Annotated in this window: 25 protein-coding genes; 12 read left to right on the top strand and 13 right to left on the bottom strand. The window is 71.8% G+C overall.

From position 1 onward, the window contains the following. The first annotated feature begins 86 nt into the window (after nucleotides 1–86). Nucleotides 87–1550 carry an aspartate ammonia-lyase gene (aspA, locus tag RWK90_RS06825; protein ID WP_314036114.1) on the top strand — a complete coding sequence of 488 codons (1464 nt, stop codon included), beginning with the start codon at nucleotides 87–89 and terminating at the stop codon, nucleotides 1548–1550. A 116-nt stretch (nucleotides 1551–1666) separates the two neighbouring features. Then, nucleotides 1667–2443 (top strand): acetoacetate decarboxylase family protein, encoded by a 777-nt coding sequence (locus tag RWK90_RS06820; RefSeq protein WP_314036112.1) that lies wholly within the window; start codon nucleotides 1667–1669, stop codon nucleotides 2441–2443. A 16-nt stretch (nucleotides 2444–2459) separates the two neighbouring features. Here the strand turns inward: RWK90_RS06820 and RWK90_RS06815 are convergent, their stop codons facing one another. Continuing rightward, entirely contained in the window at nucleotides 2460–4028 is a 1569-nt protein-coding gene (locus RWK90_RS06815) for a SulP family inorganic anion transporter (RefSeq protein ID WP_314036110.1), read from the bottom strand. A 133-nt stretch (nucleotides 4029–4161) separates the two neighbouring features. Between RWK90_RS06815 and RWK90_RS06810 the strand changes: the two genes are divergently transcribed. From RWK90_RS06810 to RWK90_RS06795, 4 genes are all read left to right on the top strand, one after another. After that, nucleotides 4162–4569, top strand: coding sequence for a MerR family transcriptional regulator (locus tag RWK90_RS06810; RefSeq protein WP_314037078.1), 408 nt, complete (start codon nucleotides 4162–4164; stop codon nucleotides 4567–4569). A 187-nt stretch (nucleotides 4570–4756) separates the two neighbouring features. Then, nucleotides 4757–5356, top strand: a complete 600-nt coding sequence (locus RWK90_RS06805; RefSeq protein ID WP_314036108.1) for a CAP domain-containing protein — start codon at nucleotides 4757–4759, stop codon at nucleotides 5354–5356. 71 nt (nucleotides 5357–5427) lie between these two features. Beyond that, a complete protein-coding gene (locus RWK90_RS06800; protein WP_314036106.1) occupies nucleotides 5428–7221 on the top strand; it encodes a BCCT family transporter in 1794 nt (597 codons plus the stop codon). 271 nt (nucleotides 7222–7492) lie between these two features. Further along, nucleotides 7493–7618 carry a hypothetical protein gene (locus RWK90_RS06795; RefSeq protein ID WP_314036104.1) on the top strand — a complete coding sequence of 42 codons (126 nt, stop codon included), beginning with the start codon at nucleotides 7493–7495 and terminating at the stop codon, nucleotides 7616–7618. A gap of 35 nt (nucleotides 7619–7653) precedes the next feature. Here the strand turns inward: RWK90_RS06795 and RWK90_RS06790 are convergent, their stop codons facing one another. Genes RWK90_RS06790 through RWK90_RS06780 form a run of 3 tightly spaced genes read right to left on the bottom strand, consistent with a single transcriptional unit; the run spans nucleotide 7654 to nucleotide 10375 of the window. Then, nucleotides 7654–8694, bottom strand: coding sequence for a hemolysin family protein (locus tag RWK90_RS06790; RefSeq protein ID WP_314036102.1), 1041 nt, complete (start codon nucleotides 8692–8694; stop codon nucleotides 7654–7656). Then, a complete protein-coding gene (locus RWK90_RS06785) occupies nucleotides 8687–10054 on the bottom strand; it encodes a hemolysin family protein (protein ID WP_314036100.1) in 1368 nt (455 codons plus the stop codon). Before RWK90_RS06785 ends, RWK90_RS06790 begins: the two co-directional genes overlap by 8 nt. 12 nt (nucleotides 10055–10066) lie before the next feature. Then, nucleotides 10067–10375 carry a hypothetical protein gene (locus RWK90_RS06780; protein ID WP_314036098.1) on the bottom strand — a complete coding sequence of 103 codons (309 nt, stop codon included), beginning with the start codon at nucleotides 10373–10375 and terminating at the stop codon, nucleotides 10067–10069. A 129-nt stretch (nucleotides 10376–10504) separates the two neighbouring features. On the opposite strand from RWK90_RS06780, the gene dapA reads away from it, so the two are divergent. Beyond that, nucleotides 10505–11392: a 4-hydroxy-tetrahydrodipicolinate synthase gene (dapA, locus tag RWK90_RS06775; protein ID WP_314036096.1), complete on the top strand. Its 888-nt coding sequence runs from the start codon at nucleotides 10505–10507 to the stop codon at nucleotides 11390–11392. A gap of 11 nt (nucleotides 11393–11403) precedes the next feature. Here the strand turns inward: dapA and RWK90_RS06770 are convergent, their stop codons facing one another. Continuing rightward, nucleotides 11404–12309 carry an oxidoreductase gene (locus RWK90_RS06770; RefSeq protein ID WP_314036094.1) on the bottom strand — a complete coding sequence of 302 codons (906 nt, stop codon included), beginning with the start codon at nucleotides 12307–12309 and terminating at the stop codon, nucleotides 11404–11406. Nucleotides 12310–12465: 156 nt separating this feature from the next. Here RWK90_RS06770 and RWK90_RS06765 point away from each other — a divergent pair, with 156 nt between their 5' ends. Then, the gene (locus RWK90_RS06765; RefSeq protein WP_314036092.1) at nucleotides 12466–13281 is read left to right on the top strand and encodes a DUF1906 domain-containing protein; all 816 of its coding nucleotides are present in this window, start codon (nucleotides 12466–12468) and stop codon (nucleotides 13279–13281) included. A 71-nt stretch (nucleotides 13282–13352) separates the two neighbouring features. On the opposite strand, the gene RWK90_RS06760 is transcribed toward RWK90_RS06765, so the two are convergent. After that, nucleotides 13353–13676: a putative quinol monooxygenase gene (locus RWK90_RS06760; protein WP_314036090.1), complete on the bottom strand. Its 324-nt coding sequence runs from the start codon at nucleotides 13674–13676 to the stop codon at nucleotides 13353–13355. A 130-nt stretch (nucleotides 13677–13806) separates the two neighbouring features. On the opposite strand from RWK90_RS06760, the gene epsC reads away from it, so the two are divergent. Together epsC and RWK90_RS06750 are read left to right on the top strand one after the other, a co-directional pair. Continuing rightward, nucleotides 13807–14646, top strand: a complete 840-nt coding sequence (gene epsC / locus RWK90_RS06755; RefSeq protein ID WP_314036088.1) for a serine O-acetyltransferase EpsC — start codon at nucleotides 13807–13809, stop codon at nucleotides 14644–14646. Nucleotides 14647–14656: 10 nt separating this feature from the next. Continuing rightward, the gene (locus RWK90_RS06750; protein ID WP_314036086.1) at nucleotides 14657–15364 is read left to right on the top strand and encodes a response regulator transcription factor; all 708 of its coding nucleotides are present in this window, start codon (nucleotides 14657–14659) and stop codon (nucleotides 15362–15364) included. Here RWK90_RS06750 and RWK90_RS06745 read toward each other — a convergent pair. The 5 genes from RWK90_RS06745 to RWK90_RS06725 all read right to left on the bottom strand — a co-directional run bounded on the left by RWK90_RS06745 (nucleotide 15330) and on the right by RWK90_RS06725 (nucleotide 21139). Beyond that, nucleotides 15330–16604: an ABC transporter permease gene (locus RWK90_RS06745; RefSeq protein ID WP_314036084.1), complete on the bottom strand. Its 1275-nt coding sequence runs from the start codon at nucleotides 16602–16604 to the stop codon at nucleotides 15330–15332. The two genes, RWK90_RS06750 and RWK90_RS06745, sit on opposite strands and share 35 nt — an antisense overlap. Continuing rightward, nucleotides 16601–17482 (bottom strand): ATP-binding cassette domain-containing protein, encoded by an 882-nt coding sequence (locus RWK90_RS06740; protein WP_314036082.1) that lies wholly within the window; start codon nucleotides 17480–17482, stop codon nucleotides 16601–16603. The genes RWK90_RS06745 and RWK90_RS06740 overlap by 4 nt, the downstream gene beginning before the upstream one ends. A gap of 135 nt (nucleotides 17483–17617) precedes the next feature. Beyond that, nucleotides 17618–18319, bottom strand: a complete 702-nt coding sequence (locus tag RWK90_RS06735) for a response regulator transcription factor (protein WP_314036080.1) — start codon at nucleotides 18317–18319, stop codon at nucleotides 17618–17620. Continuing rightward, nucleotides 18316–19674 carry a histidine kinase gene (locus RWK90_RS06730; protein ID WP_314036078.1) on the bottom strand — a complete coding sequence of 453 codons (1359 nt, stop codon included), beginning with the start codon at nucleotides 19672–19674 and terminating at the stop codon, nucleotides 18316–18318. The genes RWK90_RS06735 and RWK90_RS06730 overlap by 4 nt, the downstream gene beginning before the upstream one ends. 22 nt (nucleotides 19675–19696) lie before the next feature. Further along, nucleotides 19697–21139 (bottom strand): ATP-binding protein, encoded by a 1443-nt coding sequence (locus RWK90_RS06725; RefSeq protein ID WP_314036076.1) that lies wholly within the window; start codon nucleotides 21137–21139, stop codon nucleotides 19697–19699. A gap of 85 nt (nucleotides 21140–21224) precedes the next feature. Between RWK90_RS06725 and RWK90_RS06720 the strand changes: the two genes are divergently transcribed. Both RWK90_RS06720 and RWK90_RS06715 read left to right on the top strand, forming a co-directional pair. Beyond that, on the top strand, nucleotides 21225–22055 hold the full coding sequence (locus RWK90_RS06720; RefSeq protein WP_314036074.1) for a hotdog fold thioesterase: 831 nt from the start codon (nucleotides 21225–21227) through the stop codon (nucleotides 22053–22055). A gap of 71 nt (nucleotides 22056–22126) precedes the next feature. Continuing rightward, a complete protein-coding gene (locus tag RWK90_RS06715; protein ID WP_314036072.1) occupies nucleotides 22127–22690 on the top strand; it encodes an NAD(P)H-dependent oxidoreductase in 564 nt (187 codons plus the stop codon). A 79-nt stretch (nucleotides 22691–22769) separates the two neighbouring features. Here the strand turns inward: RWK90_RS06715 and tpx are convergent, their stop codons facing one another. Together tpx and RWK90_RS06705 are read right to left on the bottom strand one after the other, a co-directional pair. Beyond that, on the bottom strand, nucleotides 22770–23267 hold the full coding sequence (tpx, locus tag RWK90_RS06710; protein WP_314036070.1) for a thiol peroxidase: 498 nt from the start codon (nucleotides 23265–23267) through the stop codon (nucleotides 22770–22772). 41 nt (nucleotides 23268–23308) lie between these two features. Beyond that, nucleotides 23309–24112: an adenylate/guanylate cyclase domain-containing protein gene (locus RWK90_RS06705; RefSeq protein WP_314036069.1), complete on the bottom strand. Its 804-nt coding sequence runs from the start codon at nucleotides 24110–24112 to the stop codon at nucleotides 23309–23311. Between the last annotated feature and the right edge of the window lie 7 nt (nucleotides 24113–24119).

Here is a 24119-nt window from a genome sequence, read left to right as displayed (position 1 = left end):
CGCGGCCTCCTCGCGCGCGGATCGCGACGAGGCCCCGCCCCGCGCGGTTAGTGTGGGCCGCAGGCGACCCGAGAGGCGGAGGACGAATGACCCAGACCCGTGTGGAAGAAGACCTGCTCGGCACCAAGGAGGTCCCGGCGGACGCGTATTACGGCATCCACACGGTCCGGGCGGTGGAGAACTTCCCCATCGCCTCCACCACCGTCAGCGACATCCCCGACTTCGTCCGCGGAATGGTCATGGTGAAGAAGGCCGCCGCGCTGGCGAACCTCGAGATGGGCGTGCTCGACCAGACGGTGGCCGACGCGATCGTCGGGGCCTGCGACGAGATCCTCGTCGACGGCCGCTGCATGGACCAGTTCCCCTCCTGCGTCTACCAGGGCGGCGCGGGCACCTCGGTCAACATGAACACCAACGAGGTCGTGGCCAACCTCGCGCTCGAACGACTCGGCCACCCCAAGGGCTCCTACGACATCATCAGCCCGAACGACGACGTCAACCGCTCGCAGTCCACCAACGACGCCTACCCGACGGGCTTCCGCATCGCCCTGTGGCACGCCCTCGAACGGCTCGAGCCGGCGCTCGTCGCACTGCGGGAGGCCTGCTACGACAAGTCCGAGGAGTTCCGCGAGGTCCTCAAGATGGGCCGCACCCAGCTCCAGGACGCCGTCCCCATGTCGCTCGGCCAGGAGTTCGGCGGATTCGCCGTGAACCTCGACGAGGAACTCCACGTCCTCGGCGCCGCCGCCCGCATGCTGCTCGACGTCAACCTCGGCGCCACCGCGATCGGCACCGGCGTCAACACCCCGCCCGACTACCGCCGCGCCGTCATCAACCACCTCCGCACCGTCACCGGGCTCCCGGTCACCGGCGCGATGAACCTCATCGAGGCCACCAGCGACACCGGCGACTACGTCAACGTCCACGCCGCCCTCAAGCGGACCGCGGTCAAGCTGTCCAAGATCTGCAACGACCTGCGACTGCTCTCCTCCGGGCCGCGCGCCGGCCTCAACGAGATCAACCTGCCGGAACTGCAGGCCGGATCGTCGATCATGCCGGCCAAGGTCAACCCGGTGATCCCCGAGGTCGTCAACCAGGTGTGCTTCAAGGTGATCGGCAACGACATGACCGTCACCATGGCCGCCGAGGCCGGGCAGCTCCAGCTCAACGTCATGGAGCCGGTGATCGCCCAGGCGATGTTCGAGTCCATCTCCCTGCTCACCCGGGCCATGGAGACGCTCACCGAGAAGTGCGTCCGCGGCATCACCGCCAACGCCGAGATCTGCCGCGCCAACGTCATGAACTCGATCGGGATCGTCACCTACCTCAACCCGATCATCGGCCACCACAACGGCGACATCGTGGGCCGCGAGTGCGCCCGCTCCGGCCGCGGGGTGCGGGAGGTCGTGCTGGAGATGGGCCTGCTGTCCGCGGAGGAGCTCGACGACATCCTGTCCCCGGCCAACCTGCTGCGTCCCCAGTACAAGGGGCGCCCGGTCAAGAACGTCGTCGCGCAACCGGGACAGGACACGTCCGGCCCCACGGGCTGAACCCGGCCCCACGGGCTGAGCCCGGCCGCCGGTCGTCGCGGTGCGTGCGGAGGCCGGGTGGATGGTTAGCGTGCCAAGGGGCTGATTCCGGCGGCCGGGGGCGCTACCGTCGGTCCATGACCTCTCCCACCTCGCGCGTCGTCGCCGGACGCGAGATCACCTTCCCCGTCCCCGTCGTGGCCGCCTCGGTCTCCGGGGCCGCCTTCCTCGCCCGGTCGGCCGTCGTGCGCGAGCTCATCGCCGGCGGCCGCCAGTCCGCCGTCATCGACACCGCCGGCGCGGAACCGGTCTCGCTGCCCGGTGGGCGCACCCCGGCCATCATGATCCACGTCCGCTACCACGACGTTCCCGGCAACGTCCTGGGCGCGTACCACGAGATCGGCCTGGCCTTCCAGCTCACCGTGCCCGGCGCCGGCACCCTGGTGCACATCCACGAGCTGCCGGTCGACCAGGACTTCACCCTGGCGGCGGGCAACGAGCTCTGGGGATTCCCCAAGTGGAAGGGTGACATGGTCGGCACGGCCGGCGGCGCGCTCGACGACGCCCGACTGGGGGCCGTCGGCTCGGCCGGCGCCGGGGGAGTCGACCTCCGCCTGGACACCCGCGTGGGTATGCCGATCCCGGGTCGGCAGACCCTGGGGATGAACTGCGTCCAGGTCCTCGACGGCGCACCCGTGCTGGTCCGCGCGCAGGCCACCGCGACCGGCGGGCGGATGCGCCCGCTCAGCGGGGCGCGCGTGACGATCGCGCCCGGTGCCCGGGACGCCGGCGGTGACGTGGCCCGGTTCGCCGAGGCCGTCCGCGAGTTGGGGCTGGACCGCGCCCGCGCGCTCGGCACGTTCTCCTACGAGAAGTTCGAGGCCGAGTTCCAGGCACCCGCCCCGATCGGCTGAGGGCTCAGCCGGCCGCTCAGTGCCCCTCGCCGAGGTTGCCGGACAACTTCTCCAGCCGATCCCGGCTGGCGCCGTCCAGTCCGATGATCTCGACGGTCTTGCCCTTGGCCGCGTACTTGTGGGTGATCGCGTCCAGCGTGGCGACGGTGGAGGCGTCCCAGATGTCCGCCTCGGTCAGGTCGATCACCACGTGCCGCGGGTCGCCCGAGTAGTCGAACTGGTACACGAGGTCGTTGCTGGACGCCCAGAACAGCTCGCCCCGCACCCGGTAGGTGCGGACGTCGACCGTGCCGTCGTGATCGGTGTCGCGCTCGGAGACCGTCTCCAGGCTCGTCATGTGGGCCACCCGGCGGGCGAACAGCACCATCGCGGTGAGGACACCGAGGACGACGCCGATGGCGAGGTTCTCGGTGAGCAGCGTCGCCGCCACCGTGACCACCATGACGAGGGTCTCGCTGATCGGCATCAGGCGCAGTGTGCGCGGGTGTACCGAGTGCCAGTCCAGGGTCGCCACCGACACCATGATCATCACGGCCACGAGGGCGGCCATGGGGATCAGCCCCACGACGTCGCCGAGCGCCACCACCAGGATGAGGAGGAGGACGCCGGCCAGGAGGGTCGACAGGCGGGTACGGGCGCCGGACTGCTTGACGTTGATCATCGTCTGCCCGATCATCGCGCAGCCACCCATGCCGCCGAAGACGCCGGTGACGATGTTGGCCACGCCCTGCCCCCAGCCCTCGCGGGTCTTGTCCGAGCGGACCTCGGTGATGTCGTCGACGAGCTTGGCCGTCATCAACGACTCCATGAGCCCGACGAGCGCGGCCGCCAACGCGTAGGGGGCGATGATCCGGAGGGTCTCGATCGTCCACGGGATGTCGGGGAAGAACAACGCGGGTAGGGACGAGGGCAGTTCGCCCTGGTCGCCGACGTTCGGCACGGACCACCCGAACAGCAGGACGACCGCGGTGATGGCGACGATCGCGATCAGCGGGGCCGGGACGGCCGTGGTCAGGCGCGGGAAGAACACCATGATGGCGATGCCGGCCGCGACCATCGGGTAGACGAGCCAGGGAACGCCGATCAGGTGGGGGATCTGGGCGGCGAAGACGAGGATCGCCAGGGCGTTGACGAAGCCGATCATCACGCTGCGGGGGATGAATCGCATGAGTTTGCCCACACCGAGCAGGCTCAGCACCACCTGGAAGACGCCCGCGAGGAGCACGGTGGCGACGAGGTGGTCCATGCCGTGATCGCGCACGACCGGGGCCACCACGAGCGCGATCGCGCCGGTGGCCGCGGAGATCATGGCGGGACGCCCGCCGGTGAAGGCGATCGTCACCGCCATGGTGAACGACGCGAACAGGCCGACCCGCGGATCGACGCCGGCGAGGATCGAGAACGAGATGGCCTCGGGGATCAGCGCGAGCGCGACGACGAGTCCCGCGAGCACCTCGGTCCGCAGCCGCCGCGCCGACGAGAAGGCGTACCGGAACGAGGGCAGGACGCCGATCGGGGCCGGCCCCGCGTCGTCCCCGGCGGGTGTCGGGGAGGACGCCCCGTGTGTGGTGGCGGGTGCTGACATCGCGAGTGTCCTGACGGAATGGGAGCGTGACACACTCTCCCGTGACGAGAGATTAAGAAGCTACCGTAACGGTAGATTTCGGACCGGGGCGAATCCGCGTCCTCGAAGTGTGAGCAAGCCCACAGGGAGGGCCATGTCGGAGGGTGCCGTACGGAAGGTCGGCGAGGTCGCCGAGGCCACGGGGTTGTCGATCCGTACGCTCCGCCACTACGACGAACTCGGGCTGGTGGTCCCCTCCGGCCACACCGCCGGGGGCTTCCGGCTCTACACCGACGAGGACGTCGAGCGGCTCCTGCTGGTGCGGCGCATGAAGCCCCTGGGGTTCTCGCTCGAGCGGATGAAGGAGTTCCTGCAGGCCACGGACGTGCTGGCCGCGGACCGGCGCGCCGGCGAGGCGGGGCCGGGCCGGGGCGGGATCGACGCGGCGAGGGCGACCGTCGAGGAGATCCGCGCGGAGGCCGAGGCCCGGTACCGCGATCTGCAGGTCCAGCTCGACTACGCGACCGAGTTCCTGCATCTGGTCCGCCAGCAGCTCGACTGAGCGCCGGTTCGCGCCCGACGGGGTCGTTCCGCGAACTGGCCGTGCGTCCGGCCGAGGCGGCCACTCCAGTCACATAGGTAACTCGAATACGTGCAGGTCACAGTGGTAACGCCTCACCGTGCCCTGCTCGTTATCCGATCGCCCAAACGGTTCGCGTCAGGCGCGCCCAGACGGCATCATCACCATCATGCGCACAAGGCTCACCGCGTCACTCGCGACGATCGCCGTCACCTCCGCCACCCTCCTCGGCGGCGGGGCGGCCACGGCGTCGGCACAGGCTCTGCCGTCCTTCGTCCCCCAGCACCTCATCCCGGCGCACCTCCTGCCGCAGGCGGAAGGTCTCGTCTCCCAGGTCCGTGCCGCCCTGCCGCCCGAGGTGTGGGCGGCGGTCGGGTCCAGCGAGATGGCCTACCAGGACGTCGCCGCCTTCGGCGTGACCGGAGGTCTGCGCGAGGGGATCGTCCGCGAGATCGACGCGTACCGCGTCGCCAACGGCCGCGGGGCCCTCGCGCCCAACGGCGATCTGGACCGCGAGGCCCAGGCGTGGGCCGACCGTCTCGCCGCCCGCGACGAGGTCGTCCACAACACGGGATTGATCAACCGTGGTTACGGCGAGAACATCGTCGCCGCGGGCACCCACTGTGGCGCGACGTGCCTGGTGGACCTGTGGAAGAACTCGCCCGGGCACAACGACAACCTCCTCGATCCGGGCTACCGTTCGGCCGGCATGGGCATCGCCTACTCCGGCAACGGGAAAGTTTTCGTGGTACACAACTTCTCGTACTGACTTGTGAACTCTGACTGAGCTACTCGATCCGGCAGCGGTGCTCTGAGGGGTCTGGGAAGACAGGAGAGAACATGTCCGAACGGATACTGCGAGCGCTGAGGCTCAAGACCGATCCGGGGGTGTTCCTCACGACTGTCGGGGTGATCCTCGCCTTCGTCCTCATCACCTTCGTCGCCGGCGAGTGGGTGGGGCAGGTCTTCGGCACCGCCTCCGGGTGGATCATGACCAACCTCGGGTGGTTCTACATCTTCGGCGTCACGTCGTTCCTGGCATTTCTCATCTGGATCGCCGTCAGCCGGTTCGGGCACGTCCGCCTCGGCGGGGACGGCGAGGAGCCGGAGCACTCCACCGTCACCTGGTTCGCGATGCTGTTCGCGGCCGGTATCGGCTCGATCCTCATGTTCTGGGGCGTGGCCGAGCCGATCTCGCACTTCGCGACCCCGCCCCGGGGCGGCGTCGAGCCGGGCAGTGCGGACGCCGCCCGCGAGGCCATGGCGTTCACGCTGTATCACTTCGGTCTGCACACGTGGACGATCTTCGCCCTGCCGTCCCTGGCGTTCGCGTACTTCATCTACAAGCGCAAGATGCCGCCGCGGGTCAGCTCGATCTTCGCGCCGATCCTGGGCGACAAGGTCTTCGGGCCCCTCGGCAAGACGATCGACATCGTCGCGCTCATCGGCACCGTCTTCGGCGTGGCCACGTCGGTCGGGCTCGGCACGCTGCAGATCAACGCCGGCCTGGGCGAGCTGTTCGGCATCGAGATGTCGGCACTCGTGCAGGTGGCGATCATCGCGATCGTCACGACCGTCGCCTGCATCTCCGTGGCGCTCGGCCTGGAGAAGGGCATCAAGCGGCTGTCCAACCTCAACATCGCGATGGCGATCGGCCTGCTGATCTTCATCCTGGCGACCGGTCCGACCCTGTTCCTGCTCAAGGGCACGGTCGAGTCGCTCGGCGTGTACCTCTCGGCGCTGCCCGAGCTCGCGCTGTGGAACAACGTCTTCCCGGCCGACGACGATCTGGCGTCGTGGCAGAACACGTGGACCGTCTTCTACTGGGCGTGGACCATCACGTGGTCGCCGTTCGTCGGCATCTTCATCGCCCGCATCAGCCGCGGCCGCACCATCCGCCAGTTCGTGTTCGGCGTGTTGGGGCTGCCGGTGGCGTTCTCGGTCCTGTGGTTCGGCATCTTCGGCATGGCCTCGTTCCACATCGAGCTCTTCGGGACGGGTGGCCTGAGCGAGACGGTGGTCGAGGAGGGCGACATCCCGGGCGCGCTCTTCGCGTTCCTGTCGAACTACCCGCTCGCCACGTTCCTGTCCGGCCTCGCGGTGGTGCTGGTCGTCATCTTCTTCACGACGTCGGTGGACTCGGCGGCGATGGTGGTGGACATGATGGCGTCGGGCAAGGACGACCAGGTCCAGGCCTCCCCGGCGCATCAGCGCGTGATCTGGGGTGTGCTCATGGGCGCGGTGGGCGCGGCCATCCTGGTGGGTGCCGGCGAGGGTGGCCTGACCGCCCTGCAGGAGGTCATCACGGTGGTCGGGTTGCCGTTCTTCGTGATGGGCTACGTGATGATGTACAGCCTGGTCAAGGGGATCGGTGACGATATGGGCGACCCGCCGCCGACCGTCACGCGCCAGTGGGACCGGGCGTACTCCGCCGAGGAGCTCGAGAAGAACGAGCACTCCCCGTCGCCGGAGCCGGTGCATCCGCTGCATCACATCCCGGAGGCCGAGCAGGACGACGGTGCCCCCTCGGCCGCGACCCACGACGAGGGGTCGTCGGGGGCGCCGGGGCGCGCCGGACGGGCGACGTCCGTCGAGGCGGCCGTCCCCGGCGAGGACGCCGACGACAAGGGGTAGCCGCCCCCCGCGTGGGAGGGTACGTGCGGCGCGGCCGGTGCCCGGGGCGCAGGGGAACGACGACGACGAGGTGTTCCCCTGGTCACGGGCGCCGGTCGCGGCGTGTTCGCGCCCGCCGCCTCCCCGACCGGTGGCGGGCGGCGGGGTGGGTGCCTACTCTGCCGGGGCGGCCGTTCAGAACGGCTGTCCAGGTAATTGCTGACGCTTCACACGGTCACCATGCCCCGGGGTATAGTGACGGGCATCACACCGCTCGGCAGGAGGGTTGACGATGTTGCAGAACGCTCTGATCGCCACTGTGCGGGTGGGCGTGGCCACCTACGCCGGTGTCACGCAGATCCTCGTGGACAACACCCTGGGTCGGGTGCTCGACACGAACCCTGACAAGGTCCGCTGACCGCACCGCACCGCACGTGCCGGGCGGGCGGTTCGTCAGTCGGCGCCCGGGGTGGCGTCGCGGACCTCCCCGACCAGACGGGCGAGCACGTCCTCGAGGACGAGCAGCCCGACCGGGGCGGCCCCGTCCCCGCCACCGTCGACGATCGCCAGGTGCGCACGGGCGCGCTGCATGGCGGACAGGACGTCGTCGAGCGGGGTGTCCGGCGAGACCGTCCCGAGCCGGCGGATGCGCTCGGTCCGGAGCGCCGCGGACGGGTCGTCGTGCAGCACGTCCTTGACGTGGACGTAGCCGATGTAGCGGCCGTCGTCGCGCACGGGGAATCGTGAGTGGCCCGTGCGGACACACAACTGGTGCACGTGCCCGGTCGTGCGGTCCGCGTCGACCGCGTCCACCTCGTCGAGGGGCCGGAGCACGTCCCTGGCGGTCACGTGGTCGAACTCCAGGGCGCCCACGAGGAGCGTCGTCTCGTCCTCGTCGAGCAGCCCGGAGTCCCCGGCCTCGGCGACCAGCCCCCGCATCTGGTCCACCGTGACGGTGGTGTCGACCTCGGACCTCGGCTCGACGCGCAGGACGTACCGCACGACCGCGTCGGCGGACCTGTTCATCAGCCAGATGGCGGGATGGAACACCACCACGAACACGCGCAGCACCGGACCCAGGAGGAGAGCCGCGGCGGCGGGCCGGGCGATCGCCATGTTCTTGGGGACCATCTCGCCGATCACCATGTGCAGGAAGGTCACCACGAGCAGGGCGATCACCAGCGCGATCGGGTGCGCGAAGCCGGTGGAGACCCCGAGCGCCTCCAGGGGTCGTTCGACGAGGTGGGCGATCGCCGGTTCCCCGACCGCGCCGATGAGCAGCGAACACACCGTGATCCCCAGCTGGGTGGCGGCCAGCGAGATCGAGACGTTCTCCATGCCGCGCAGCGACCACCGGGCGCGGGTGCTGCCCTCGGCCGCGTGCGGCTCGAGCAGGTCGCGGCGCGCGGAGACCATGGCGAACTCGGCGGCCACGAAGAACCCGTTGCCCAGCAGCAGGGCGGCGAGCACGAGGATCGCGGCGCCGTCACTCATCGTCGTCCTCCGGGGCCTCACGCAGGACGGTCGCCCGGACCCGGCCGGCCCTGAACCGCCCCACGGTCTCGACGCGCAGGCGGACGCGGGCCCGGGTCGGTAGGTCGTCGCGGTCGCGGTTCTCGTGGTCGTGGGCGTCGAGTTCGGTCTCGTCGCCGACGCGGGGCAGTCGGTCCACCGCCTCGGACAGCACTCCCGAGAGGGTGGAGGAGGCCCCGTCCCGCGGGATCTCCAACCGCAGGATCGCCCCCAGTTCGTCGGGCCTGGTCATCCCGCCCACGAGCACCGTGTCGTCGTCGACCCACTCGTGCGTCCGGGAGGCGCGGTCCTGTTCGTCGTCGATCTCCCCGACGATCTCCTCCACCAGGTCCTCCAGGGTGACGATCCCGGCGGTCCCGCCGAACTCGTCCACGACCACCGCCATCTGCAGGTCGGTCTGGCGGAGCAGCCGCATGAGCGGATCGAGGGTCATCATCTCCGAGACGACGGTGGGCTCGGCGGCGATGTCGCGCACCGGGGTGCGGTCCCGGGCGGCGGGCTCCACCGCGAGCGCCTGGCGGTAGTGGACGACGCCCACCACGTCGTCGACGGTGTCGCCCAGGACCGGGAAGCGGGAGTGGCCGGTGTCGGCGACGGTGTCCAACAGGTCCTGCGCGCTGTGCTCGCGCAGGAACGTCACGAGCGGCCGGGGCAGCATCACGTCGGCGGCCCGGTGTTCACCGAAGGAGATGGAGCGGGTCACGAGCTCGGCGGTGTGGGGGTCCATCACGCCCTCGCGCCCCGACCGCGCGGCCGACGCCCGCAGCTCCTCGGGGGAGCGGGCCTCGCCGGGTTCCTCCCGCGGGGTGAACCCGAGCAGGCGCAGCACCTGGTTGGCGCACGCGTTGAGGGCCGCGACCAGCCAGCCGAACCCGGTCATGAAGACCCGCTGCGGGATCACGACCAGCCGCGCGACCCGCATGGGTGCGGCGATGGCCCAGTTCTTGGGGACCAGCTCGCCGAAGACCATCTGGAGGAAGGTGACGACGACGAAGGCCGCGGTCATCGCGATGCCGCGGGCGGCGGCCTCCGGCATCCCGGACAGGCCGAGGGCCCCGGTGATCAGCTCCCCGACGGAGGGGCCCGTCAGGTAGCCCGCCACGAGGCTGGAGACCGTGATGCCCAGTTGGGCCCCCGACAGGTTCGTCGAGGTCCGCGTGAGTGACTCGTCGAGGGCCGCGGCGATGCGGTCCCCCTCCGAGCCGGCCGCGCGCACGTCCTCCCGGTTGACGGTGAGGAAGCCGAACTCGACGCCCACGAACAGGGCGTTCGCGGCGATGAGCAGGATCACCGCCAGCGTGAGCAGGAGCGCGACGGCCACGGGCGGCGGGTGTTACTGGCCGTCGGCGGTGCCGTCGGAGCCCCCGACGGCGTGGTCGGGCTGCTCCGGCGTCCGGTACACCCGGGCCTGTTCGGCGCGGTCGGCGGACGTCTCCCCGGATCCGCCGGAGGGGGCCTCGCCGGCGGCGTGCCCGGTGTCCCCGGCGGTCGCGGGGCGGGACGCCGGCGCCCGGTCGTCGTCCGCGGCGCCGCGGGTGGTGCTGCCGTCTCCCGCGCCGGAGCCGTCGACGGTGTTGCCGAGTTCCTCGGGGGTCCCCTCCGGTACGTGGGCGGAGTCCTCGGGTCGGGTCGGGTCGCTCATGGTCGCCTCCGGGGCGTCGTGTGGTCGTCGTGTGGTCGTAGTCGGGTAGGGGTGGTGACGACCCTAACCGTGTGCGCGTCCGCCCGTCGGGCTCTCGCGGCGGCGTAGGTGTGCCTTAGTCTGTTCCGCATGTCGGACAATCCCTTCGGTCGGGTCATCACCGCGATGGTGACCCCCATGCATGACGACGGCTCGGTCGACTTCGACGGGCTGCAACGACTCGCGGTCCACCTCGCCGATCACGGGCACGACGGGCTGCTGGTCAACGGCACGACCGGTGAGTCCGCGACGACGACCGACGACGAGGACTACGACTGCGTGGCCGCGGTCGTCGAGGCGGTCGGCGACCGGGTGAAGGTCATGGCGGGCTGCGGCACCAACGACACCGAGCACTCCATGCGGGCTGCGCGCGAGATGGTGGCCCGCGGGGCGGATTCGCTGCTCGTGGTGACCCCGTACTACAACAAGCCCACCCAGCACGGGATCGTCGAGCACTTCCGGATGATCTGCGAGGCCGCCGACCGGCCGGTCATGGCCTACGACATCCCGGGCCGCACCGGCACCGCGCTGTCCACCGACACCATCCGTCGGCTCGCGGAGATCCCCCGGGTGCGCGCCGTGAAGGACGCGAAGGGCGACCTCTTCGAGGCCAGCCGCCTCATGGCCGAGACCGACCTGCTGTGGTTCTCCGGGGACGACGTGCTCAACTTGGCGTTCCTCGCGCTGGGGGCGACGGGCATCGTCTCGGTGGTGGGACACGTCGCGGGGGACGACTACCGGGCGATGATCGACGCGGTGGACGCGGGCGATCTGCCGCGGGCCCGCGAGATCCACACCCGCCTCATCCCGGCGGTGGACGCGATCATGCACACCTCCCAGGGCGCGATCCAGGTCAAGGCCGCGCTGAAGCAGGCCGGCCTCATCGGCTCGGACCGCCTGCGCATGCCGCTGCTGCAGGGGCCGCCGGAGCACCAGCAGAAGCTGCGGGACGGACTGGCGGCCGCCGGGCTGGCCTGACGGGGTCGCGCCTAGCGGAACGCGGCCATCTCCGAACACCGCCGCCACAGCGCGGCGGCGGTGGCCCGGTCGTACGAGCGCCGGTTCGACCGGGTGACGTGCGGGTGGCCGCGCAGGCCGCCGAGGCGGTCCGGCCCGACGAACGCCCCGCCCACCAAGCCGGGGACGGTCGCGGCGTAGAGGACGGAGAGCGCCCCCATCTCCGGCGTCAGTCCCGCCCAGGTCAGGGAGTTGCCGAGCGCGAAGAAGCGGTCGGCGACCGGGTTGCCGCTCTGCCGGATGAGTTCGGTGGCGGTGTAGCCGGGGTGCGCGGCGACCGACCGGAGTCCGCTGCCGGCCCGCTCGAAGTGTCGCTGCCACTCGTACGCGAGCATGATGCACGCGAGCTTGGAGTTCGCGTACGCGGCCATCGGCTTGTAGCCGCGGGTATCCATCCCGAGGTCGTCGACGTCGATCCGGCCCGCCAGGTGGGCGAGCGATCCCAGCCACACCACGCGGTCGGTGAGGACCGGTTCCAGCCCGAGCGTGAGGGCGTGGTGGCCCAGGGCGTTGACGCCGAACTGCATCTCGTGGCCCTGTGCCGTGCGGGCGTGCGGGATGTTCATCACGCCCGCGTTGTTGACGAGGACGTCGACCCGCCCGGCGGCGCGCAGGTCGGCCGCGAAGGCCTCGACCGAGTCCAGGTCGGCCATGTCGAGCCGCCGGATCTCGGCGCGCTCCCGTGAGGCCTCGGGAAGGCTCGCGCGGGCGGCCCGGGCCTTCTCGGTGTTCCGGCAGGCCATGACCACCCGGGCCCCCCGGGCGGACAGGGCGGCGGTGGTGGCCAGGCCGATGCCGCCGTTGGCGCCGGTGACCACGAACGTCCGCCCCGTCTGGTCCGGGATGTCGCCGGCGGACCATCTACGCGATCGAGTCATGGTCAGCAGTCAACCAGCCGCGCCTGCCCCGCGGTGGTCCTCTCCTGTGGTAACGCGGGGATATCCTCCGCGATCTCCATGTGACACACTCGTCGGGGTGCGTCGGCCCCACAGGCCACACGCCTCCCTCACCATTCGAGACCCCGGAGCACCTCCATGACGTTCGACCGCCGAACCTTCCTCCGCCGCGCGGGCCTCAGCGCGGCCGGGGCCGGCGCCATCGCCGCGGGTCTGACCCCCGCGGTGGGCGCGCAGTCCTCCATCCCCGCCGGGCTCGGCGCCCTGCCGGGCGCGGGGGCAGGGATCCCCGTCGGCACCCTGCTCGACTACGCCTCCGGCCCGCCGTCGGCGGCGTCGATCCGGGCGGCCGGCCACATGGGCGCCGTGCGGTACTGCTCCAATCAGCGCCCGAACTCGGCCTGGATGACGGGCAAGCCGTTGCGGCGTCGCGAGGTGGACGACTTCCGGGCCCACGGCCTCAACATGGTCTCGTGCTACCAGTACGGTCGCGCCGAGACCGCGGACTGGCACGGTGGCGCCGGCGCCGGCGATCACCACGCGCCCATCGGCATCCGCATCCACCGCGACGCGGGCGGCCCGTCGGGCGTGCCGATGTACGTCGCGATCGACGACAACCCCAGCCGGTGGCAGTTCGACAACCAGATCCGCCCGTACCTCGAGCGGTGGCGCGCCCACCTGCACGGCGCGGGTATGAAGCTGGGCGTGTACGCCAACGCCCCGACCATTGACTGGTGCCGTCAGATCGGCCTCGGGCAGTACTTCTGGCAGCACGACTGGGGCTCGGGCGGGCGCCTCAACCCGGCCGCGACCATCCACCAGCTGCCGGTCCGCCAGCAGGTCACCGTCGGCGGCGTCGTGTCCGACCTCAACCGTGTCTACGCGCTGGACTACGGCCAGTGGTGGCCGATCGATCCGCTGACGCTCGCGCAGTCGGCGCTCGGCAGTTCCTGATCAACCCCCGGCGCTGACCCGCCCCGCAGCCGCCCTCCCGCATCACGATCGCGGAGGGCGGCTGCGCGCGGTCATTCGACGGTGATCTCGCCCATCGTGCCCCACTCGTCGCCCTCGGCCGTCGTGTTGATGATCCGGGGCGTCCGCTCGAGGTACCGGGCCGCCGACGCGGTGAACTGCTGGAAGTGCTCCGAGCGCACGTGCCGGGCCGGCGCGTCGCCCTCACGGAACGCCTCGCACAGCAGGTAGGTGGAGGGGGCCTCCGGCGAGCGGTACCAGTCGAACCACAGGTTGCCCGCCTCGGCGCGGGTGGCCTCGGTGAACTCCCGGGTGATCTCGAGCCAGGAGTCGGCGAATTCTTCCTTGACGTCGAAGCGCACGTTGATGAGGATCATGGCCCCATCCTGCCGCGCCCGTCACGGCCCGTCGAGGCGCCCGGGCACCGGCTCGTCGCGGAGCGTCCCGCCACCGGCCGATACCGCCGCGACTCGCCCCGCTCCGTGACACACGCCTACGCTGTATCAGGTGACCATCGAGCTGAGCATCGAGAACCCGTGCGTCCCGCAGGCGGAGGCCGACTCCTCCGTTCGCGCAGTCTGGAACCGCTTGTCGCTCGACGCGACCTCGAGCCGGAACGAGCCGCTGATCGCGGGCCTCGTCCTGGACCTCATCGACGGGTGCGACGACCTGGGAGAATCCCTCGCGCGGCTCGCCGCGTCCCGCATCGCGACGCCCGAGATCGGGCGCCACGTGCTGGAGAAGGAGATCCGCGCGGTCCTGGCCGAGAACCCGCACGTCCTCGAGGCGGTCGCCGCCGACCTCGTGGTGAGTTACGAGCGCAACCCGGCCTACCCCAACTACCTGGTGCCGTACCTGTTCGCGAAGGGCTTCCTGGGCCTGCAGGTGCACCGCGTGGCACACGAGATGTGGAACTCCGGCCGCGTCATGGCCGCGTCGTTCCTGCAGAGCCGCATCTCCGAGGTGTTCGCGATGGACATCCACCCCGCCGCGCGCGTGGGCTCGGGCATCCTCGTCGACCACGCCACCGGCATCGTCGTGGGGGAGACCTGCGTGATCGGTGACGGGGTCTCAATCCTCCAGGGCGTCACGCTCGGGGGCACGGGGAACGAGGACGGCGACCGGCACCCCAAGATCGGATCGGGCGTGCTGCTGTCCGCGGGCTCCATCGTGCTGGGCAACGTCCGGGTCGGCGACTGCTCGAAGGTCGCCGCCGGCTCGGTCGTCCTGCACGAGGTGCCGCCGCACACCACCGTGGCGGGGGTGCCCGCGAAGGTCGTCCGCCGGCACTCGGACACCCTGGTCCCCGCGGAGCGGATGGACCAGGAGATCGACCCGCAGGCCTAGGGGCGCACCGATGCGGGTCCTCGTGGTCGACGACGAGCCGGCGCTGCGCGAGAGTCTGCGTCGCGGCCTGGCGGCCGGCGGGTGGGCGGTGGAGACCGCACCCGACGGCGAGGTGGGCCTCGAGCTGGCCTGCGGCGACGACTTCGACGTGGTGGTGCTGGACATCATGATGCCGCGCCGCAGCGGCTACGAGGTGGTCCGCGAGATGCGTCGCCGCGGCGTCTGGACCCCGGTGCTCATGCTCACCGCCAAGGACGGCGAGTACGACGAGGCCGACGCGTTCGACCTGGGGGCCGACGACTACCTGGTCAAGCCGTTCTCGTTCGTCGTCCTGGAGGCGCGCCTGCGGGCCCTCGTCCGCCGTGGCGCCCCCGAACGTCCCGCCACCTTCCAGGCGGGGGACCTGGTCGTGGACCCCGCCGCCCGGGAGGTGCGGCGGGGTGAGACCAGGATCAGCGTGACCGCGCGGGAGTACGCGGTGCTCGAGTACCTCATCCGCAACCGCAACCAGGTGGTGTCCAAGACGCAGATCATGCGGGCGGTGTGGGACTCGGCCTACGACGGCGACGACAACATCGTCGAGGTCTACGTCGGGTACCTGCGGCGCAAGATCGACGCCCCGTTCGGGGCCCGCGCCATCGAGACCGTCCGCGGCCAGGGGTACCGGCTGGTGGACAGCGAGGTCACTCCGTCAACGACAGCGCCTCACGGTAGGTGAGCTTGCGGCCGGTCTGCATGATCGACCGGCGGTACAACCGCTCCGCGACCCGGATGATCACGGCGGCGGCCAGGAGCGTCAGGAGCGTGGCGACGGCCGGTTCCCACCACGCCGCCGTGCCCGCCACGAGGCGGATCGGCATCGTCACGGTCGACATGACGGGCACGTAGGAGCCGATGACCTGCCAGGTGTCCTGGAGGAACAGTCCGCCGAAGAACACCACCATGATGATCGTGAGCAGCGGGGACGTGGTGGTCTGGACGTCCTCGGCGCGGGTGGCCAGCGCGCCCGCCACGGCGAACAGGCAGGCCAGGGCCACGAAGCCGATGACGAAGAGCACCAGGTACCACGCCGCCGCCCCGGCGAGCGCCGGCAGCAGGGTGGCGTAGTCGGTGACGCTCAGGCCGATCAGGCCGATGGCCACGAAGATCACCATCTGTCCCAGGGCGAGCACGGTCGCGCCGACGACCTTCCCCACGAGGAGTTGGCGCAGGGGGATCGCGGCGGCGAGGATCTCGACGATCCGTGACTGCTTCTCCTCCACGACGCTGTTGGCGATGGCGTAGCCGAAGAGGATCGCGGCCATGTAGAAGAGGAAGACGAAGACGAAGCCGGCGACCACCCGGACCCCCTCGTCGGACGTGCCGTCGGAGTCGAGGAGACGCTCCTGCACCACCGACCCCGCGGTGAGGTCGGCGACGGTGGTCCCGGCGGCCGCCGCGTTGCGTTCGAGCGCGTCGGTCGCCACCGTCGCGCTGACGGCCGCGGCGATGCCGGGGTCGACGCCCTCGTCGCCGACGAGCGCCCACTCGCCCGGCCGGCCCACGAGAGCGGCGTCGGCGTCGCCGTCGCGCACCGCCTGCTCCGCGGCCGCCTCGTCGGCGACCTGTTCGGTGGTCAGCCGCACGGTGGGTGCGCCCGCCACCGCCGTCTCGTCGGCGCCCCCGGTCTCGGCGGCCTCCGCCCGCGCGTCCGTCTGCTGCACGATCGCCGCGGCGTCCGGCGAGACGACGGCGATCCTCTTCTCGTCGTCGTCCCCACCCAGCAGGAACGACACGCCGAACGCGACGACGAAGATCGCGATGGTGGTGAGCGTGGAGATGATGAAGTTCCGATCGCGGAGCTTGACCGTGATCTCGCGGCCCGCGACGATCCGCCAGGCCGCCTCGGTCTCGTGGGCGTCGGCGTCGTCCCCGGGCGTGGCCGCCGCCGCGGGCCGGGTGAGGGGGGTGGTGGTCATGAGGTCACCTCGCGGTAGATGTCGGACAGGCTGGGGACGACGCGGGCGAGCTCGCGGACGTCACCGCGGGCCATCGCCTCGCGCAGGACGAGGTCCGTGTGCTGGGGATCGCCCAGTTCGAGCAGGGCGGTGGGGCCGTCGACGTCGACGACGTGGAGGCCCGGCAGCGCCCGCACCCAGCCGGCGTCCCCGCCCACGACGAGGCGGTGCAGGACCCGGCCCCGGTCACGCAACTCGGTCACCGTGCCGGCCGAGACGACCCGCCCCCGGGACAGGACGACGAGCTGGTCGCAGAGTCGCTCGACCAGGTCGAGCTGGTGGGAGGAGAACAGGACGGGCACGCCCCGGGTGGTGTGCTCGCGGAGCAGGTCGACCATCGAGTCGACGGCGGCCGGGTCCAGGCCCGAGAACGGCTCGTCCAGGACGAGGAATTCCGGCTCGCCGATGACGGCGGCCGCGATCTGCACGCGCTGCTGGTTGCCGAGCGAGAGGGACTCGAGCTTGTCGGTGGTGCGCTCCCCGAGGCCGAACCGGTCGAGGAGGTCGAGCGCGGTCCGCCTGGCCCCGGCCGCGCTGCGGCCCTGCAACCGACCGAGGTAGACGAGCTGGTCGAGGAGCGGCTGCTTGGGGTACAGGCCCCGCTCCTCCGGCATGTAACCGAACGTGCGGCGGTCGGCGACGGTGACCTCGCGGCCCGCCCACGTCACGGTGCCGGCGGTGGGCTGCAGGACGCCCATGATCATGCGCATCGTCGTGGTCTTGCCGGCGCCGTTGCCGCCGACGAAGCCGGTCATGGCCCCCGCCGGGACCTCGAAGGTGACGCCGTCGACGGCGAGGTTGTCGCCGAAGCGTCTGGTGAGTCCGTTGACCCCGAGCATCGTTTCCCTCCCTGGTGCACTCCCTGGTGCAGGTGTACCGACCACGCTAGGGCGGGCGGTGCCCGGGCGGATCAGCCCACGGGGGGATTTCGTGCGGGAGGAGGGGGTGGCGTCTCCGCCTCGAGGGGGAGGGGGTCAGTCCCCGGGGTGGACCAGGCCGACCTCGTAGGCCAGGACCACCGCCTGGACGCGGTCGCGCAGGTGGAGCTTGGCCAGGCAGGACGAGACGTGGGTCTTGACCGTGGCCTCGCCCACGACGAGACGGTCGGCGATCTCGGCGTTGGACAGTCCCCGCGCGACCAGGCCCAGGACCTCGGTCTCACGCGCCGTGAGACCGGCCAGCTCGGGCGCGCGTGCCCCCGACCGGTCGGGGCCGGGTCGCTCCTCGGTCGGGGGCGGCGTGGCGAGGCGTTCGATGACGCGGCGGGTCACCTCGGGCGCGAGCAGGGCGTGGCCGTGGCCCACGGCCCGGATGCCGTCCACCAGGTCCTCGGGGTCGGAGTTCTTCAGCAGGAACCCGCTCGCCCCGGCGCGCAGGGCGTCGAACAGGTAGTCGTCGCGGTCGAAGGTGGTGAGGATGAGGACCTTGGCGAGGTGCTCGCCGGTGATGACCTCGGTGGCCGCGATGCCGTCGGTCCCCGGCATCTGGACGTCCATGAGCACGACGTCCGGGCGGTGGCGGCGGCACATCTCGATCGCGGCGGCGCCGTCCGCCGCGTCGCCGATGACGTCGATGTCCGGTTCGACGCCCAGCATCATCGAGAACCCCGACCGCATGAGCGCCTGGTCGTCCACGACGAGGACCCGGAGCGCCCCCGCGGTGCCCTCGCCGGTCATGTGCCCTCCCCGTGGCCGTGGTGGTCTGTGCCCGGCCGGTAGGGCAACCGGACCCGGACACGGTATCCGCCGGTCACCCGGGGGCCGATCTCGCATTCCCCGCCGTGCGACCGGACGCGCTCCCGCATGCCGAGCAGCCCGAGGCCGCTGCCCGAGGTCCCGGTGCGGGGCCGCCCGTCGTCGAGGACCTCGACCTCCGCGTACGGGGTGCGGTCGGGGTTCTCCCCGGTGCGCAGGACGATCCCGGCGTGGTGCGCGGTGGAGTGGCGCCGGGTGTTGGCCAGCGCCTCCTGCACGGTGCGGTACAGCGAGAGCCCGACGAGGGCCGGGACCTCCTCGAGGGGATGCCCGGGGGCGGCGGCCACGGTGACGGTGGTGGAGAACCCGGCCGTGTCGTGCGCGGCGGCCAGCCGGGCGACGTCCGCGAGCCCGTGGCCGGAGGACCGCGCCCCGACGGGCGGGATGTCGGGGCCGCCGCTGCGGAGCGCACCGAGCAGGGACCGCATCTCCGCGACTGCCGAGCGCGAGGACTCCTCGATCGTGCGCAGGGCCCCCGCGGCGGCGTCGGGGTCGCGGTCCATGACCCGGCGCGCGGCGGCGGCCTGGACCCCGATCGCCGCGACGTGGTGGGCGATCACGTCGTGCAGCTCGCGGGCGATACGCAGGCGCTCCTCCACCACGGCGCTATCGCGCAGGGCCTCGGACTGGTGCTCGATCGTCCGCGCCTGCTCGGCGAGCTCGTGACGACGCCGGGCCCCGCGCCACGAGGAGACCCCGAGCGCGGCCGCGCCGCCGAAGTACGCGACGTTGATGAGGACCGCGTAGGCGAGGAAGGCGGGGACCGGGGGGAGCAGACCGCTCGAATGGTCGACGTCCTCCACGGCGTCGAGGATCTGCTGCAACCCGGAGCCGAGGGCGACGTACCAGACCATCCAGACCGCCAGGGCCGCGGTGATCCCCACGGCGACGCCGACGAGTGCCCGCCGGTCGCGCGCCCAGGCGACCGCGGAGTACACGGCGACGAAGTACAGCACCTGCTGGGACACCTGGCCCATCACCAACGGCATGATGCTGCCGATCACCAGCAGGTGCGCGGTCGCCCCGAGACCGGTGGTGAGCGGGAACCGGCGGCGGACCGCCAGCAGCGGCGCCACGCTGGCCATGGCGAGATACTGCGCCCAGACCGGTGAGCCCTCGCCGGCGAGGGCACCGGTACTCCGGAGGATCTCCACGCCGACCGCCGAACAGGCGAACACCGCCAGGGCGAGGATCGCGTCCGCGCGGAGGTAGTTCTCCGGCAGTGGGCGGATCCAGGGGTCCTCGGCGTCGAAGAGGCGGTTCAGGCGGGCCCACACGAGAGGCGAGCCTATCCGGTGCTCAGTCGCCCGTGTCCTCGAGCGCTTCCACGGGCAACTCGACCACGAACCGGGCGCCTCCGCCGGGCGCGTCCTCCGCCCGCACCGCGCCCCCGTGGGTGCGGGTGATCTCGGAGACGATCGCCAGGCCCAGGCCCGATCCGCCGCTGCCCCGCGCGCGGTCCGCGTCCAGGCGGGCGAAGCGGTCGAACACCGATTCCCGCTGATCAGGGGGAACGCCCTCGCCGTCGTCGTCGACCGTGATCACCGCGCGCGGGGATCCGGCGCCGGACCGGTCGACCGTCAGGCTCAACGCCACGCGCGCGCGGGCGTGGCGGCGGGCGTTGTCGACGAGGTTGCGCACCACCCGTTGCAGGGCGTCGGGGTCCCCGACGAGGCGGGCCGGTTCGACGGAGACGGACACCTCGAGCCCGCCCGCGTCACCGGACGCGTCACCGGACGCGGCGAGGCCGCGCAGCCGCGCCGCCTCCGACAGGACCAGGTCGTCGAGGTCCACGTCGTCCCGCCGCAACGGCCGCCCGCGCTCGTCGCTCTTGGCCAGCAGCAGCAGGTCCTCGACCATGGTGCGCATCCGCTCCACCTCGGGCAGGAGCAGTTCGTCGACCGTCTCCACGTCGACCGGCGTGCCGGAGGTGGAGGACAGCTCGAGCATCGTCGACAGGGTCGACAGGGGACTGCGCAGCTCGTGGGAGGCGTCGCCGACGAACGCCACCTGGGCGGTGCGGGCGGCGTCGAGGCGGGCGAGCATCGCGTTCATCGTGCGGGCCAGGCGCGCGATCTCGTCCTCCGCCTCGGGCACGGGCACCCGCTCGCCGCGGCCGGAGGCGGAGATCTCGGCGACGCGGGAGCGGATCGACTCGACGGGGCGCAGGACCCGGCCCATGGCGTAGTGGACGAACCCGGCGGTCGCGAGCCCCGCGACGGGCACGAAGGACAGGAACAGGACCGCGCCGGCGGCCAGGACGGTGTCGTACCGGTCGGTGTCGGTGCCCACCTCCACGGCCAGGAGCACCCCGCGCATGTCCACGCCGACGGAGGTGACCCGCAGGTCGGAGCCGTCGGGGGCGTCGACCTGTCGCCGGAGGATCTCACCGGGGCCGGGAGCGGGCAGCGCGGGGAGGGTCTCGAGTCCGCGGGTGACCTGCCCGGCGAGGATGCGTCCGTCGGGGGCGACGATCCGGACGAGATCCACCCCGGACAGCGGTTCGGAGACCAGCTCGAGGGAGGCCTGCGGGCCGGCGGCGGCGAGCCGGGTCGCCACGTCCACGGCGCGGTCGCGGCCCGTCGAGTCGATCGCGTCGTGCACCGCCGAGCGCAGCAGCAGCCAGGCGCCGCCCGCGGCGACGGCCAGCACCAGCATCACGATCGCGGTGGCGATCACGGTGGTGGCGACGCGGATGGGCCAGCGGCGGGGGGTGGGGAGGGCCTCGCGGGTCAGCGGCACGCCCCCATTGTGCGGTGCCACCGGCCGCGCGGGCGGCCGCGACGAGGTGTCGGGCCGGAATGAGAACACGTGTTAGCGTCGCCGGGTGAGAGAATCGCAGCACACCGGCCCCGAGCCCCGCCTGGGCCTGACGTTCAGTGAGAACCCGGACGGCACGGTGAGCTGGCACCAACCGGTCGCCGGGCAGTTCGTGGACCCGTCCGGTCGTTTCGCCACCGGCGGTCTGGCCGTGATGGTGGATTCGGGGCTGGGTGCGGAGAACCACCGGCGCCGCCCCAGCGGGAAGTGGACCGTCACCACCGAGCTGCGCCTGGACCTCATCGCCACGCCGCGGACGGGGTCCACGGGACTGGGGATCCGCGCGGACCACCTGGGACACGACGGTCACTGCCTCACGACGCGCGGTGAGGTCGTGGACGACGACGGCGAGGTGATCGCCTCGGGACTGGTCAAGACCATGGAGTTCGCGGCGGGCGTGGACGCGGAGGGGTACGACGACGAGCCGCCGTGGCCGTCCGCGCTCGAGCCCGGCACGCTGGCCGAGGTGCTGTGCCTGTCGCTGACCGAGCGCGGCGACGGCCCGGGCGGCGCGGACGGGCCGGGCGGCGGTCGCGTGGTGGAGGGCGTGATCGCGCCGGAGCCGACGCTGGCCAACCCGCTGGGGAACCTGCACGGCGGCGTCTTCGCGGCGGCGGCGGAGGTCGTGGGGTCCGCGGTGTTCCCGCACGAGCGCGAGGTGAGTTCGTCCTCGTTGGACGTGCGGTACGTCCGGCAGATCCCGCTGGTGGGGCCGGTGACGGTGCGGGCCGAGGTGCTGCACGACGGGCGGAGCTGGGGGATCTCGCAGGTCACCACCCGGGACGAGCGGGGTCGGGTCTGTGCGGTGGCGACGGTCACCGTGTACGGACGCCGGTGAATGGTTGTCACGTCACTCACGTAGGATCGGGACGGTCAGAGTCCAGATTTCGTACGACGAGAGGGGACCGCGTGAAGATCGGGATCATCCTGGGCAGCATCCGTGAGGAACGTTCCGGCAAGTCCGTGGCCGAGTGGGTCGCGCAGCAGGCGCGCCGACGCCCGGACGCGACCTACGAGCTGATCGACCTCAAGTCCTTCGACGTCCCGCTGCTCACCTCGGCCACCGTGCCGGGCGCGGCGGCCAAGCAGTACGAGGACGAGCGGGTGCAGCGCTGGAGCGAGACGATCGACGGCTACGACGCCTTCGTCTTTGTCACCCCCGAGTACAACCACAGCGTCCCCGGCGGCCTGAAGAACGCCTTCGACTCGCTCGGCGACGAGTGGGCGGACAAGCCCGTGGCCTTTGTCTCCTACGGTGCCGAGGGTGGTGTGCGTGCGGTCGAGCACTGGCGGCAGATAGTGGCCAACTTCCGCATGTTCGGCGTGCGCCAGCAGATCTCGCTGAGCCTGTTCAGCGAGTTCGGGCCGGAGGGCGTGCAGCCCGCCGAGCGACGCGCCGAGGAGATCGCGACCCTGTTCGATCAGCTCGAGGAGGCCACCCGGCGCTTCTCCCTGGTGGACGCCGACGCCTGAGTCGCCCCCGCGGGCGACCGAGAACCGCGGCCCGCCCCCGATCGTCGGGGGCGGGCCGCGGTTCGTGTGCGGGTTCGGATCAGTTCACGGCGGCGAGCGCGGAGTCGTAGTCCGGCTCGGTGGTGATCTCGTCGACGAGCTGGGTGTGGACGACCTTGCCCTGGGCGTCCACCACGACGACCGAGCGGGCGCACAGGCCGGCCATCGGTCCGTCGGTCATCTTGACGCCGTAGTCGGTGGCGAAGTCGCTGCGGAAGGTCGAGCCGGCGGTGGCGTTCTCGATGTCCTCGGAGGCGCAGAACCGCTTGTGCGCGAACGGCAGGTCGGCCGAGATGTTGACGACCACGGTGTCGGCGAGGCCGCTGGCCTTCTCGTGGAAGGTGCGGACCGACTGGGCGCACACGCCGGTGTCCACGCTCGGGAAGATGTTGAGGATGAGCTTCTTGCCGGCCAGCGACTCGGAGGTGACCGGGCCCAGGTCGGTGCCGACCAGCTCGAACGCCGGAGCGGTGGTGCCGACGGCGGGGAGCTCGCCGGAGGTCGTGACGGGATTGCCCTTGAATGCGGTGGTTGCCATGTGTCCGTTCTACCGGACGCCGCCCGACTCAGGGCGCCCGGTCAGCGGGGCGTCGCCACGTGGACCGCGATCTGGTCGGGCACCCCCTTGACCCCGCCCCACCGGAAGCCACGCTTGGGGCGGGTCGCGACCCGGTCCGGGTCCAGCCCGGCGCGCGTGGCCTCACTGACGAGGATCTCCCCGGCGCCCGCCTTCTCGGCGAGCCGCGCCGCGATGTTGACGTCCATGCCCAGGTAGTCGTCCCCGATCCTGCGGGGCCGCCCGGTGTGCACGCCCACCCGCAGCCGCGGCCGCCACCCGGCCACCTCGACCCCGGCCACCCCGTCCAGGCACGCCGCCACCGCCTCGAGCGCCAGCTGCGGCGACGGGAAGGCCGCCATGAGGCCGTCGCCGAGCCGCTTGACGACCACACCGCGGTGCCGCGTCACCTCCGGTTCGGTGGCCCGGGCGACGTCGCGCAGCAGGCGCAGTGCGTCCTCGTCGCCGGCCCGCATCGCCCAGTCGGAGAACCCGACGATGTCGGTGAACACGATCGTCACCTCGGCGCCGACCCCGGCCCGGCCGGTGCGTTCGCGCAGGACCTGCCACACCTGGAGCGCCCCGAGCGTCATCTCGCGGCTCGCGGTGGTCCGGTCGTCGAACAGTCGCCCGGCCAGCCGCGCGATCGTCCCGGCGCCGTCGCGGCCCGCGGCCGAGAGCGGGTCGCCGAACCCCGAGTCCCCCGGTAGCGCCCGACGTGCGCGTCGCATCCACTCGACCGAGGCGGGGTCGGAGTTGACCTCCCGCGCCCTCGCCGCGGCGCGGGCCGCCGCCGCCCGCGTCCGCTCCCAGTACAGGTTCGCCATGCGCCGA

Origin of the sequence: Dietzia sp. CH92 (assembly GCF_032248695.1) — a bacterium.
Classification (GTDB): domain Bacteria; phylum Actinomycetota; class Actinomycetes; order Mycobacteriales; family Mycobacteriaceae; genus Dietzia.
The sequence above is the reverse complement of the archived record's forward strand: the minus strand, read 5'-3'. Positions and strand labels throughout refer to the sequence as shown.